This is a genomic window from Streptomyces ferrugineus (assembly GCF_015160855.1).
Lineage (GTDB): Bacteria > Actinomycetota > Actinomycetes > Streptomycetales > Streptomycetaceae > Streptomyces > Streptomyces ferrugineus.
In genome coordinates, this window is record NZ_CP063373.1 from 7,653,153 (window position 1) to 7,666,003 (window position 12,851).

Sequence of the window (12,851 nt, forward strand, 5' to 3'; positions counted from 1 at the left end):
CCGGACCGGGCCCCCCGGCATGCGTCGCCCCCGCGACCTCGCTATCTCCCGGCCCGAGGCCGGGCGGACGTCGCCGCCGCCCGGCGTGCCGACGGGGAGCACTTGGGTGGCGACGCCCGCACAGGGCGCCGACTCCTGGTCGTGGTGCCGTGAGGTGCGGCCTGGATCACTGGCGCCCACTGCCGGCGCGTGCCATGGCCGCCCGGTCGGCGCGTCGGCCGTCGAGCCTGAGGTAGAGCAGCGCGGCGCCGGTGACGGCGAGTGGCCACAGGAGGTACCGGCCGGACATGAGCAGCATGATCACCACAGCCACAAGGGCGACGAGCGCCGCCGCGCGGGCCTTGCCCCGCTTCGGCAGAAGCCGTATGGCGGCGGCCACGCCGACCGCGTACACGGTGACGAACGACCCGGTGGTCAGGAGTACCAGCGGACGAGCTCCTACCCCGGTCAGGGTCACGGCGCCCAGCGACAGGAGCGCGAGGGACGAGACGACGCTGAGGCTGCGGCGCGGCACCTCGCCGGCCGTGCTGCCCCGGGTGAGCCAGGCCGGCAGCGCCCCGTCCCGGCCGAGGGCGGCGCCGAGCTTGGCGGCGCCCGCGAAGTAGGCGTTCATCGCACCGAGGGTGAGCAGCAATGCCGCCACGGCGGCGAGCAGCCGGGCGTTGCCGCCCAGCCCCTGGGCCATGAGCTCGCCGAGCGGCGCTTCGGAGCGGGCGGCGCCGGGTCCCAGCACCGCGATGACGGCGAAGGCGACCGCCAGGTACAGCACGCCGACGATGACGACGGCGGCGGTCGTGGCCCGCGGCAGGTCACGGCCCGGGGAGCGGAACTCGCCCGCGAGGTGGGTGATCGCCTCCCAGCCGGCGAAGCTCCACACCAGCAGGGCCGCCGCGGGCGCGATCGCCGTCCAGCCGTGCGGGGCGAAGGGCCGCAGGTTGTCGGCGCCGGCGTGCGGCAGGGAGAAGGCGACCGCCACCAGCAGCAGGGCGACGAGCAGCCCGGCCAGGGCGAACTGGAAGCGCCCGGTCACCCGCACGCCCACCGCGTTGGACGCGGTGACGACGGCCATCAGCCCGACCGCGGTCACCGTGGTGGTGGTCCGACCGCCGCCGAGCGCCGCGGACACGTAGGCGCCGCCGAAGAGGGCCGCCGCGCTCGCTCCCGGAGGTACCGCGAGGTAGAAGCACCAGCCGACCACGGCCGCCGTACGGTCGCCGAACGCCAGGCGCGCGTAGTGGGACACCCCGCCCGCGTCCGGATGCCGTGCGCCCAGAGCCGCGAAGGTCGCCGCCAGCGGAGCCGACAGCAGCACGAGCGCGAGCCACGCGAGCAGGGAGGCGGGCCCCGCGGCCTCGGCGGCGAGCGCGGGCAGGGCGATCACTCCGGTGCCCAGGACCGCGCCCACGTACATGGCCGTGCCCTGCACCGCGGTGAGCCGGCCCGACAGCCGGCTCGGCCGCGTCTCGTTGGTGTCGGAACTCATGAGGAGAGGGTTTCCGAGCGTGATCAGCACGGACAAGCGGCAGAAACGACAGGGCACGCTAAATTTCTGCCATGCAGCGACATGTTGTGGCCGTCGCCGTGGCCGATGGCGCCCCGACGTTCGAACTCGCCGTTCCGTGCGAGGTGTTCGGCATCGATCGCAGTGATCTGGTCGATCCCTGGTACGAGATGCGGTTGTGTGCGGCACAGCCGGGGCCGCTGCGTACGGCGGCCGGGCTGGTCGTGCCCACCTCGCAGGGGCTGGACGGGCTGTCGGAAGCCGACACCGTGGTCGTGGCGGCCTGTTCCCGGGCCGTGCAGCTCGATCCCCCCGCCGACCTGCTGCAAGCCGTACGCAGCGCCCATGAGAGGGGCCGCCGTATCGTCTCCATCTGTTCCGGCGCCTATGTGCTGGCCGCGGCGGGGCTGCTCGACGGGCGGCGCGCGACGGCGCACTGGATGAGCGCGATGGACTTCAGCCACCGCTTCCCCGACGTGGACTTCGATCCGACCTCGCTCTACATCGAGGACGGCACGATCCTCACGTCGGCCGGCACGGGATCCGCCATCGACCTCTGCCTCCATCTGGTCCGCCAGGACCACGGCTCCGCAGTCGCCAACGAGGTGGCCCGGCGCATGGTCGTGCCACCGCATCGCGAGGGCGGACAGGCCCAGTACGCGCGGTCGCCGGTTCGGGTGCGGAAGGCGAGCGGCACGCTCGCACCGGTTCTGGAATGGGCGCGCCGTCATCTGCACGAGCAGCTGACGGTGCCCCAGCTCGCCCGGCGGGCGGGGCTGAGCGAGCGCACCTTCGCGCGCCGGTTCCGCGAGACGCTCGGCACCACGCCCCTGCAATGGATCCTGCAGGAACGGGTCCGGCTCGCCCAGGAGTTGCTGGAGACGACCGACGCCGCCGTCGAGAGTGTCGCGCGGCGAACCGGCTTCGGCAGCGCGACCAACCTCCGCTACCACTTCGGCCGGCTCACCGGAGTCTCGCCGCAGACGTATCGCCACGTCTTCCGTCACCGCGCGGCACAGGAGCGGGGCGGGGCGCGGGGTTCGGGCGCACGCGCCGGACAAGGGATACCGTCGGAGACGTGAAATCGGCGGTGTTCCGGACAGGTTGCCTGCTCAGACAGCCCGTAGCGAAACCGTTGCCGTTCCGTCGGAACTCCCCCACAGCGAACGCATAGTGTGTGGTGCCGTTCCAACGTGCCATCCCAGCGCGCCGTGACAGCCCGCACGACCAGCGTGTGATCAGCCTCTGATCAGCGACTGATCAGAGGCAGCGCTCACGGCCGCGGCGCCAAGTACCTTCACATCAGGGGGAATCAGATCATGCGATCGATACGGCCGTCGTTCACCGCCCGCCGAGGGAGGAGCGCGCGCCGCAGAACCTCCCCGGTTCCCCTGGTCGCGGTCGCCGCGGCGCTGGTTCTCACCGTCACCGCCTGCGAGTCGGGCGACGCGGAGGCGGGTGCCGACGCCGGCGCGTCCGCCGTGGCGGGAGGTGAGGGCAAGATCACGATCCCGGACGACATCAAGGACAAGCTCAAGGAACACGGGATCGACATCGACAAGTGGAAGGGCGGCGCCTGGAAGAACTGGGACCGGGACGACTGGCTGCGCGAGGCCAAGGACTACATCAACCCGATCATCGAGGGCCTGTGGGACCCGGACCGTATGCGTGACGCCGAGGACCCGGACCGGGGCGTCGACGACAGTGACCTCTCCGGTGACCAGGGCGTGACCGACCCGACGCCGGAGCCGGTGGACGCGCAGGCCGTGTCGCCCACGTACCACGCCAACGCCCCCGAGGCGGGCAAGGTGTTCTTCGACTCCCCCGAAGGCACGATGGTCTGCTCGGCGACGGTCGTACAGGACCCGGCCAACCCCGGTAAGTCCAACATGGTGTGGACGGCGGGCCACTGCGTGCACGCCGGCAAGAGCGGCGGCTGGTACCGCAACATCGCGTTCGTGCCGTCGTACAACGACAAGGCCCTGGGGTCGAGCGCACTGGAGAGTGCCACCCGGGAGCAGGTCGCCCCGTACGGCGTCTGGTGGGCCGACTGGGCGCAGACCTCGGACCAGTGGATCGACCAGGGCGGTCCGACGGGCGGCGACGGAGCCCCGTACGACTTCGCGGTGCTGCATGTGAAGCCGGAGGCGGGCGGCAACGGCAAGTCGCTGGAGGAGACGGTCGGTTCGGCTCTTCCGGTGGACTTCAACGCCCCGGCCGTACCCGATCTGGACAGCATGAAGGCGATCGGCTACCCGGCCGCCGCGCCGTTCGACGGCCAGAAGCTCTACCAGTGCCAGGACCAGCCGGGCCGCCTGTCGCTCAGCGCCTCCGACCCGACCATGTACCGCATCGGCTGCACGATGACCGGCGGTTCGTCCGGTGGCGGCTGGATCGCGGCCGGCTCGGACGGCAAGCCCGCGCTCGTGTCCAACACCTCGATCGGGCCGGTGGACGCGGGCTGGCTGGCCGGACCGCGGCTGGGCAAGGAGGCCGAGACGATCTTCGACGGGGTGAGCGAGAAGTTCGCCGGCCAGTGACGATCGCCGAAACCCGGGGGTGACGGCACCGTACGGCGGTGGGACGGTGGGGAGAAACCTTCACCGCCTCACCGCCGTTCGCTCTCAACTCCCCGGGCATAGTGGGGTGTCGCGTTCGAGGGGCCGCACAGAGCCTGAAGGCAGACGGCCACACCGCGGCTACCGCACAGCCCATGCACACGCGCACAGCAGCATCACGCTTCAACGGGGGTTATCGCACCATGCGTTCCACACCTGCGCCCGCAGATCCACGCCGTCGGCGGCGCTCCGTCCTCGCCGCCACCGGGCTCGTCGCCGCGCTGGCACTGGCCGCGACCGCCTGTGGCGGCTCAGCCGCGGACTCGGCGAACGACCGGGCCGAGGCCGCCGCCTCGAAAGCCGCCGAGGCCGCCGAGGCCGCCGACGCCGCCGGTGACGGCAAGGTCGAGATTCCGGCCGCGATCGCGGACAAGCTCAAGGAGCACGGGATCGACGTCGACAAGTGGAAGGACGGCGCCTGGAAGGACTGGGACAAGGACAAGTGGCTCAGCGAGGCCAAGGACTTCGTCAACCCGGTCATCGAGGGCCTGTGGAAGCCTGACCGGATGCAGTCCGCGAAGGAGGCCAACAAGACGGTCACCACGCAGGACACCGCCGCCGACCAGGGCGTGAGCGACCCGGAGCCGGCGCCGGTCCAGGCCACGGCCGAGAAGACGCCGTACCACGAGAACGCGGCCCCCGTGGGCAAGGTCTTCTTCGACACCCCCGACGGCCCGGCCGTCTGCTCCGGCACCGTCGTCAAGGACGTCAACCACCCCGGTAAGTCCAACCTCGTCTGGACGGCAGGCCACTGTGTGCACGCCGGGCAGAGCGGCGGCTGGTACCGCAACATCGTCTTCGTTCCGGCCTACAACGACCTCGGCAAGTCCGAGGCGGCGCTGCGCAATGCCACGTCCACTCAGATCGCTCCCTACGGCAACTGGTGGGCCGACTGGGTCTCGACCTCCAACGAGTGGATCCAGGGCGGCTCGGAGACGGGTGGCGCGGGCGCGGCGTACGACTACGCCGTACTGCATGTGAAGCCGGAGGCCGGTGCGAAGTCGTTGGAGGAGACGACCGGCGCCCTGGACGTCGACTTCACCGCCCCGTCCGCGACCGAGGTCGGCACGATGGGCGCCTGGGGCTACCCGGCCGCCCCGCCCTTCAACGGCCTGCGGATGTTCAAGTGCCTCGACCGCCCGGGCCGTCTCTCGCTCAGCCCGGCCCTGCCGACGATGTACCGCATCGGCTGCACCATGACCGGCGGTTCGTCGGGCGGCGGCTGGTTCCGCGTGGTGAACGGCAGGACCACGCTGGTGTCCAACACGTCGATCGGCCCGCAGGACAACACCTGGCTCGCGGGCCCGCATCTGGGCGCCGGAGCCGAGTCGCTGTACCAGAACATGAGCAGGACGTACGGCGGCCGGTGACCCACGCACACTGACCCATGCGGAAGGCCCGCCCCCTGGCGACAGGGGGCGGGCCTTCGACGGTGCTACGGCGACTCAGGCGGTCGGCGCCGGAACATACGGCGCGAGATCCGCCGCCAGTTCCTCGTGCACCCGCACCTTGAGCAGCGTGCCCTCCGGGGTGTGCTCCTCGGAGATCACCTCGCCCTCGGTGTGGGCGCGGGCGACCAGCTTGCCGTGCGTGTACGGCACCAGGGCCTCGATCTCGACGGACGGCCTGGGCAGCTCGTTGTCGATCAGGGCGAGCAGTTCCTGGATGCCCTGGCCGGTGCGGGCCGAGACGGCGATGGAGCGCTTCTCGATCCGCATGAGCCGCTGAAGGGTCAGCGGGTCGGCCGCGTCCGCCTTGTTGATCACGACGATCTCCGGGACATCGACCGCGCCGACGTCCCTGATCACCTCGCGCACGGCGGCGAGCTGCTCCTCCGGGTTCGGGTGCGAGCCGTCCACCACGTGCAGGATCAGGTCGGAGTCACCGACCTCCTCCATCGTGGAGCGGAACGCCTCGACCAGGTGGTGCGGCAGGTGCCGTACAAAACCGACCGTGTCGGCCAGTGTGTACAGCCGACCGCCCGGGGTCTCGGCCCGGCGCACGGTCGGGTCGAGGGTCGCGAACAGGGCGTTCTCGACCAGCACGCCCGCGCCCGTGAGGCGGTTGAGCAGGGAGGACTTGCCGGCGTTGGTGTAGCCCGCGATGGCGACCGAGGGCACCTTGTTGCGTCGGCGCACCTGGCGCTGGATCTCGCGGCCGGTCTTCATCTCCGCGATCTCCCGGCGCATCTTCGCCATCTTCTCGCGGATCCGTCGCCGGTCCGTCTCGATCTTGGTCTCACCGGGACCACGGGTGGCGAGGCCGCCGCCCTTGCCGCCGCCCATCTGCCGGGACAGCGACTGACCCCAGCCGCGGAGCCTCGGCAGCATGTACTGCATCTGCGCGAGCGCGACCTGCGCCTTGCCCTCTCGGGACTTGGCGTGCTGGGCGAAGATGTCGAGGATCAGGGCCGTACGGTCGATGACCTTGACCTTGACGATGTCCTCGAGGTGGATGAGCTGGCCCGGGCTGAGCTCACCGTCGCAGATCACGGTGTCCGCGCCCGACTCGAGCACGATGTCCCGCAGCTCGTCGGCCTTGCCGGAGCCGATGTAGGTGGCCGCGTCGGGCTTGTCGCGGCGCTGGATCACGCCGTCGAGCACGAGCGCGCCCGCGGTCTCCGCGAGGGCGGCGAGCTCCGCCAGCGAGTTCTCCGCGTCCTGCGCGGTCCCCGAGGTCCAGACACCGACGAGCACGACCCGCTCCAGGCGGAGCTGGCGGTACTCGACCTCGGTGACGTCCTCGAGCTCGGTGGAAAGGCCCACCACACGGCGCAGGGCCGCGCGGTCGGAGCGGTCGAGCTGGTCGCCGTCCCGGTCTCCGTCGATCTCGTGGCTCCAGGCGACGTCCTCTTCCATCAGGGCATCGGCCCGGCGACCGTCGGCGTAGGTGTGCGCGAAACGCTGCGTGTCCTGGGAAAAGGAAGAAGAGGAGGTCATTGGGTCCTTACGTCGGTCGGGAATCCACTTACGTCGGGTCAACGCACGAGCGCCCCGGGAGATTCCCGCGGGCCGTGCCGCACCGACCCCGAAATGGTCGCACGGCACGGCCCGTCTCGTCACCGCTTTATTTCTTGGTCACCACCGTCATGTCACCACCGACTCGGTCACCACCGTCCTATTTCTTGGTCGCCTTCTTGACCGCCTTCGCGGGATCCACCGACTTCCACTCCGGCCGGCCGGGCATCGGCGGGGTCTTCTCGCTGTACAGCCAGGCGTGCAGGAACCCGTCGAGGTGGCGTCCGGAGACCTCCTCCGCGAGCGCGACGAAGTCCGCGGTCGAGGCGGACCCGTCCCGGTGACGGCTCACCCACAGGCGCTCGAGTCGCTCGAAGGCATGCCGCCCGATCTCCTGCCGCAGGGCGTAGAGGATCAGGGCCGCACCGTCGTAGACGTTGGGCCGGAAGATGCCGGTCTTCTTGCCCGCAGCCGGTGCCTTCGGCGCCGCGGGCGGTCCGCCGGCCGCGCGCCAGCGGTCGGAGGCGGCGTACGCGGCCTTCATCCGTGCCTCCAGCGGCCGCCCGGCCGTTTCCGCCGCGTACAGGGCCTCGTACCAGGTGGCATGTCCCTCACTGAGCCACAGGTCGGACCAGGTGCGCGGGCTGACGCTGTCGCCGAACCACTGGTGCGCCAGTTCATGCACCATGATCGACTCGACGTACCACTTCGGGAACGCGCTCTGGGTGAACAGCTCCCGCTCGAACAGCGACAGGGTCTGTGTCTCGAGCTCGAACCCGGTGGAGGCGTGGGCCATGAGCAGCCCGTACGTCTCGAACGGGTAGCGCCCGACCTTCTTCTCCATCCAGGCGATCTGCCCGGGCGTCTTCTTCAGCCACGGCTCGAGCCGCTCACGGTCGGCGCTGGGCACGACGTCCCGCACGGGCAGTCCGTGCGGACCGCTGCGGTGCACCACCTTGGAGCGGCCGATGGACACCTGGGCGAGCTCGGTGGCCATGGGATGCCGGGTCCGGTACGTCCATGTCGTCGAGCCGCCCGCGCGTTCCACGTCCGTCGGGAGTCCGTTGGCCACGGCGGTGTAGCCGTTGGGCGCGGTGACCCGGATGGTGAACAGCGCCTTGTCGGAGGGGTGGTCGTTGCACGGGAACACGACGTGCGCGGCGTCGGCCTGGTTGGCCATGGCCAGGCCGTCCGCGGTCCGCACCCAGCCCCCCTGCCGCTTCTCCCCGTAGACGGGGTCGCTGGTGTGCCGCACGGTGATCCGTGTCCAACTGCCTTCGGACAGCGGCTCCGAGGGCGTGACCACGAGGTCCTCACCGGCGCTGCGGAACGCCGCGGCCTCCCCGTCGACCTCGACGGACTCGACCTTGCCGTGCGCGAAGTCCAGGTTGACGCGCTCCAGGTCCGAGGTCGTCCAGGCGTCGAGGGTGGTGACGGCCTGCAAGGGCCGGCTGTTCTTGCCGGGATAGGTGAAGGACAGGTCGTACGACGCCACGTCGTAGCCGGGGTTGCCCAGATGCGGGTAGAGACGGTCGCCGATGCCCAGCGGTGTGGCGGGGGCGCTGGCGGCGAGCAGACAGAGGGAGACGGCGGCGGAGACCATCGCGGGCACCCTCAGGCGCCGGCGGGGACGAGGAGTGCGCCGAACCTCGTTACGGGGGGTGAGCAGCATGCCCCACGGCTATCAGCACACAGTCACAGGACGTCGACGACGCGCAACCGACACACTCGAACGGGTGGGAACGAGTCGCAGCCCGGCGAATGGGCGCAAGCCGATGCGGGCGCCCTCACGCCCCCAGTGTCTGCGGCTGCGCCCTGCTCACGTCGTACACGCCGGCCACGTTCCGCATGGCCCGCATGAGCCCCGGAAGCAGCGTCGCGTCCGGCAGTTGGACCGTGTACGTGTGCCGCACGCGCTGCTGCGTGGGAGGCTCGACCGTCGCCGAGACGATCTCCGCGTCCTGAAGAGCCATCGCCTCGGTGAGGTCCGCCAGGAGATGCGGGCGGACGAACGATTCGGCGACCAGCGTGACCCGGCACTCGGAGGTCTCCCCCCACCGCACGCCGACCTCGGCCCGCCCCGCACCCTTCATCCGCGCCACCGCGGCACACCCCACGCGGTGCACCGTCACCACTCCCCCGCGCACGGAGAACCCGGTGACGTCATCGGGCGGCACGGGCGTACAGCACCCGGCGAGGCGCACACTCGCCCCGGGCCGGTCGACCAGGACGTTGGCGGCGGCCCGACCGCCCGCCCCGTCCGCGGCGGACCGCACGGCCGAGCCCTCCGTCGTGGGCCCGTCCGCAGCCCCGCGGAAGGCCACCCCGGGCTCCTTGGCCTCGGAGCCGCCCGGCGCGGGGTGCGCGGCCAGCCACCGCTGGATGGCGATCCGCGCGGCCGGCGTGTGGGCGTGCTCCAGCCACTCCCTGGAGGGCTCCGAGGCCGGGTCCTGCCCCATCAGGAGCTGTACGGTGTCGCCGTCCCGCAGCACCGTGCTGAGCGTCGCGAGCCGTCCGTTGACCCGGGCCCCGATGCACGCGTGCGCGTCCTCCCCGTACTGCGCGTACGCGGCGTCCACGCAGGTCGCCCCCTCGGGAAGCCCCAGGGTGCCCCCGTCGGGCCGGAACACGGTGATCTCACGGTCCTGGGCGAGGTCCTCCCGCAGGGTGGACCAGAAGGTGTCCGGATCCGGCGCCGCCTCCTGCCAGTCGAGGAGACGGGACAGCCAGCCGGGCCGCGTGGGGTCGGCGCGCTCGCCGTCGCCTGACACGGCCTGCTCCTCCGCCGAGGGAGCGTAGGGGTTGCCGAGCGCGACGACCCCGGCCTCGGCGACGCGGTGCATCTGGTGCGTGCGGATGAGAACTTCGGCGACCTGTCCGTCCGCTCGGGCGACTGCGGTGTGCAGCGACTGGTACAGGTTGAACTTCGGTACCGCGATGAAATCCTTGAACTCCGAGACGACGGGCGTCATACAGGTGTGCAGTTCACCCAGGACGCCGTAGCAGTCCGCGTCCTCGTTCACCAGCACCAGCAGCCGCCCGAAGTCGGTGCCCCGCAGCCGTCCGCGCTTGCGGGACACCCGGTGCACGGAGACGAAGTGGCGCGGCCGAATGAGGACTTCCGCCTGGATGTCGGCCTCGCGCAGGACGCCACGGACCTCGTCGGCGATCTCCGCGAGCGGATCGTCCGCGCGGGCGGCGTTCTCGACGATCAACTCCCGGGTGTGCTCGTACTCCTCGGGATGCAGGATCGCGAAGACCAGGTCCTCCAGTTCGGTCTTGAGCGCCTGGACGCCGAGCCGCTCGGCGAGCGGGATGAGGACGTCGCGGGTCACCTTGGCGATCCGGGCCTGTTTCTCGGGCCGCATCACACCGAGCGTGCGCATGTTGTGCAGCCGGTCGGCGAGTTTGATCGACATCACCCGGACGTCGTTGCCGGTGGCGACGAGCATCTTGCGGAAGGTCTCGGGCTCGGCGGCGGCGCCGTAGTCGACCTTCTCCAGCTTGGTGACCCCGTCCACGAGGAAGCGCACCTCCTCGCCGAACTGCTCCCGCACCTGATCGAGCGTCACATCGGTGTCCTCGACGGTGTCGTGGAGCAGGGACGCCGTCAAGGTGGTGGTCTCGGCGCCGAGTTCGGCGAGGATCAGGGTCACCGCGAGCGGATGTGTGATGTACGGCTCGCCGCTCTTGCGCATCTGGCCGCGGTGCGAGGACTCGGCCAGCACATAGGCGCGGCGCAGCGGTTCGAGGTCCGCGTCGGAATGGTGGGCCCGGTGGGCGTCGACGACGTGGCCGATCGCGTCGGGCAACCCCCGGCGCGACGCGGGGCCGAGCAGCGCCGCCCGGCCGAGGCGGCGCAGGTCGATGCGGGCGCGGGCCTTCCTGCGCGGCACGGTAGGCGGCACAGGGCCTGCTACCGGGCCTGGCGTCGCGGAATTCGTGGCCTCCGCACTCATGGGCACCTCCGGCTGCGTGGACCGGCGGACGGGGTACCCCATGGCGGACACGGCTCAGGGGATGGCGACTTGATCCCCCGTCCGGGCCGGTGCTTGATGCTACCGAGCCCATCACGTGCGACTGACCGCCTCTCGCTCAGCGTGAAACGGATCACCCATTCGAGCGAGGGTTTGCAGGTTTACGGTTTTGCGCCATACGACCAGCGGCAGTTCGCTTTTTCGAACCCGCACGGCGCACGGGAACCCTTGCTCCCACAACCCCGACCGGCTCACGGCTCCGCTTCCAAGCCCGCGGATCACTCAGCGAGCGATCGTTTCCAGCCACTCCGCGTCGATCTCACCCTCGGCCACGATCACCGCGGGACCGGTCATCTCGATCTCGCCGTCGGGCCGCTCGGTGATCACGAGTGTGCCGCCGGGCACATCGACGGTGTACGTCGCGGGGACGCCGGTGACCGCCGGGTCGGCGCCGTCCCGGCGCGCGGCGGCCACGGCGACGGCGCACGCGCCCGTGCCGCACGACCGGGTCTCGCCGGCCCCGCGCTCGTGCACGCGCAGTGCGACATGCCGGGGCCCGCGGTCGATCACGAACTCCACGTTGACCCCGTCCGGGTAGGCCGAGGCCGGGCTGAACGGCGGCGGGGAGAACAGGTCGCCGGCGTGTGCGAGATCGTCCACGAAGGCGACCGCGTGCGGGTTGCCCATGTTCACGTTCCGCGCGGGCCAGCTGCGCTCGCCGACACTCACCGTGACGTCCCCTTCGGGGAGGCGGGCCTGGCCCATGCCGACGGTGATGTCACCGTCCTTGTCGATGTGCACGGTCTTCACACCGCCGCGCGTGGCCACGGCGAGGTCGCCCTCGTCGACGTACCCGGCGCGCTGGAGGTAGCGCGCGAAGACGCGCACGCCGTTGCCGCACATCTCCGCGATCGAGCCGTCGCCGTTGCGGTAGTCCATGAACCACTCGGCCTCGGCCGCCAGGTGCTTGGCCTCGGGGTGCGCAGCGGACCGCACGACGTGCAGCAGTCCGTCACCGCCGATGCCCGCGCGGCGGTCGCACAGGGCGGCTACGGCGGCCGGGGGCAGCTCGATGACGTTCTCCGGGTCCGGGACGATCACGAAGTCGTTCTCGGTGCCGTGGCCCTTGAGGAAGGCGATCCGCGTACTCATTCCTCGATCGTACGGTGCCGCTATGACAGACCCGAAAGGAGAGCCCTCACCTCAGGCGGGCGACTCGCCACACGGCCAGCACGACGATCGCGGCGACGACCAGGACATACGCCAGCACGACCCGCCAGTCCGGCCGGCGCCCGGCGCCCCGCTGCGGCAGCCCCGGCCACGTGTAACCGACGCGGCGGGCGGCCATCATGCCCCAGCCGGCCGCGCAGGAGCAGATGAGGAGCCCCAGCATGGCGATCACGGCGCCGCTGTCGCCGAAGTCGAAGGCCAGCGGGAAGGCGAACATCAGGGAGCCGACCGCGGCCAGGCCCACGATGGGCGCGAGCTGCCAGATGCGCAGCCGACGCTGTGGGCGCAGCTCCACCTCGACCTCCGGGCCGGATGCGTACATCTCCTCCGGCTCGGGACCGTCGTCGGTGACGCCGCCCTCGGTCTCGTCGAGACCCTCGGGGATCGGACGGTCACCGTCCGTTTCCCGCTCACCCGTGTCAGTGGTGACGTTCTCGGTGCTTTGTGCGGTGTCGCGAGGGCCGGCCTCCATCGCCACGCGCCCTCCCAACTCGGACTCCACTTGGTCGATCGAAGCTCGATGATGGCATGGCGCCGGAGGCCGGGAAGACGGCCGGAGCGTCCCGAT

Annotated in this window: 9 protein-coding genes; 3 read left to right on the forward strand and 6 right to left on the reverse strand. The window is 71.2% G+C overall.

Annotation, left to right across the window (positions count from 1 at the left end):
• Nucleotides 1-166 precede the first annotated feature (166 nt).
• Nucleotides 167-1,483 carry an APC family permease gene (locus IM697_RS34140; RefSeq protein WP_194039945.1) on the reverse strand — a complete coding sequence of 439 codons (1,317 nt, stop codon included), beginning with the start codon at nt 1,481-1,483 and terminating at the stop codon, nt 167-169.
• Between the two features lie 71 nt (nt 1,484-1,554).
• Here IM697_RS34140 and IM697_RS34145 point away from each other — a divergent pair, with 71 nt between their 5' ends.
• The 3 genes from IM697_RS34145 to IM697_RS34155 all read left to right on the forward strand — a co-directional run bounded on the left by IM697_RS34145 (nt 1,555) and on the right by IM697_RS34155 (nt 5,489).
• Nucleotides 1,555-2,583, forward strand: coding sequence for a GlxA family transcriptional regulator (locus IM697_RS34145; protein WP_194039946.1), 1,029 nt, complete (start codon nt 1,555-1,557; stop codon nt 2,581-2,583).
• 237 nt (nt 2,584-2,820) lie between these two features.
• Nucleotides 2,821-4,041, forward strand: coding sequence for a trypsin-like serine peptidase (locus IM697_RS34150; RefSeq protein ID WP_194039947.1), 1,221 nt, complete (start codon nt 2,821-2,823; stop codon nt 4,039-4,041).
• A 221-nt stretch (nt 4,042-4,262) separates the two neighbouring features.
• Nucleotides 4,263-5,489 (forward strand): trypsin-like serine peptidase, encoded by a 1,227-nt coding sequence (locus tag IM697_RS34155; protein WP_194039948.1) that lies wholly within the window; start codon nt 4,263-4,265, stop codon nt 5,487-5,489.
• Between the two features lie 75 nt (nt 5,490-5,564).
• Here IM697_RS34155 and hflX read toward each other — a convergent pair whose 3' ends face one another.
• The 5 genes from hflX to IM697_RS34180 all read right to left on the reverse strand — a co-directional run bounded on the left by hflX (nt 5,565) and on the right by IM697_RS34180 (nt 12,755).
• Complete coding sequence (gene hflX / locus IM697_RS34160) at nt 5,565-7,058, reverse strand: GTPase HflX (protein ID WP_194039949.1); 1,494 nt, start codon at nt 7,056-7,058, stop codon at nt 5,565-5,567.
• Between the two features lie 178 nt (nt 7,059-7,236).
• Nucleotides 7,237-8,748 carry a M1 family metallopeptidase gene (locus IM697_RS34165; RefSeq protein ID WP_194039950.1) on the reverse strand — a complete coding sequence of 504 codons (1,512 nt, stop codon included), beginning with the start codon at nt 8,746-8,748 and terminating at the stop codon, nt 7,237-7,239.
• Nucleotides 8,749-8,863: 115 nt separating this feature from the next.
• Nucleotides 8,864-11,035: a RelA/SpoT family protein gene (locus IM697_RS34170; protein WP_194039951.1), complete on the reverse strand. Its 2,172-nt coding sequence runs from the start codon at nt 11,033-11,035 to the stop codon at nt 8,864-8,866.
• Between the two features lie 300 nt (nt 11,036-11,335).
• Nucleotides 11,336-12,205 (reverse strand): diaminopimelate epimerase, encoded by an 870-nt coding sequence (gene dapF / locus IM697_RS34175; protein ID WP_194039952.1) that lies wholly within the window; start codon nt 12,203-12,205, stop codon nt 11,336-11,338.
• A 46-nt stretch (nt 12,206-12,251) separates the two neighbouring features.
• Nucleotides 12,252-12,755 carry a hypothetical protein gene (locus IM697_RS34180; protein WP_194039953.1) on the reverse strand — a complete coding sequence of 168 codons (504 nt, stop codon included), beginning with the start codon at nt 12,753-12,755 and terminating at the stop codon, nt 12,252-12,254.
• Nucleotides 12,756-12,851: the final 96 nt, after the last annotated feature.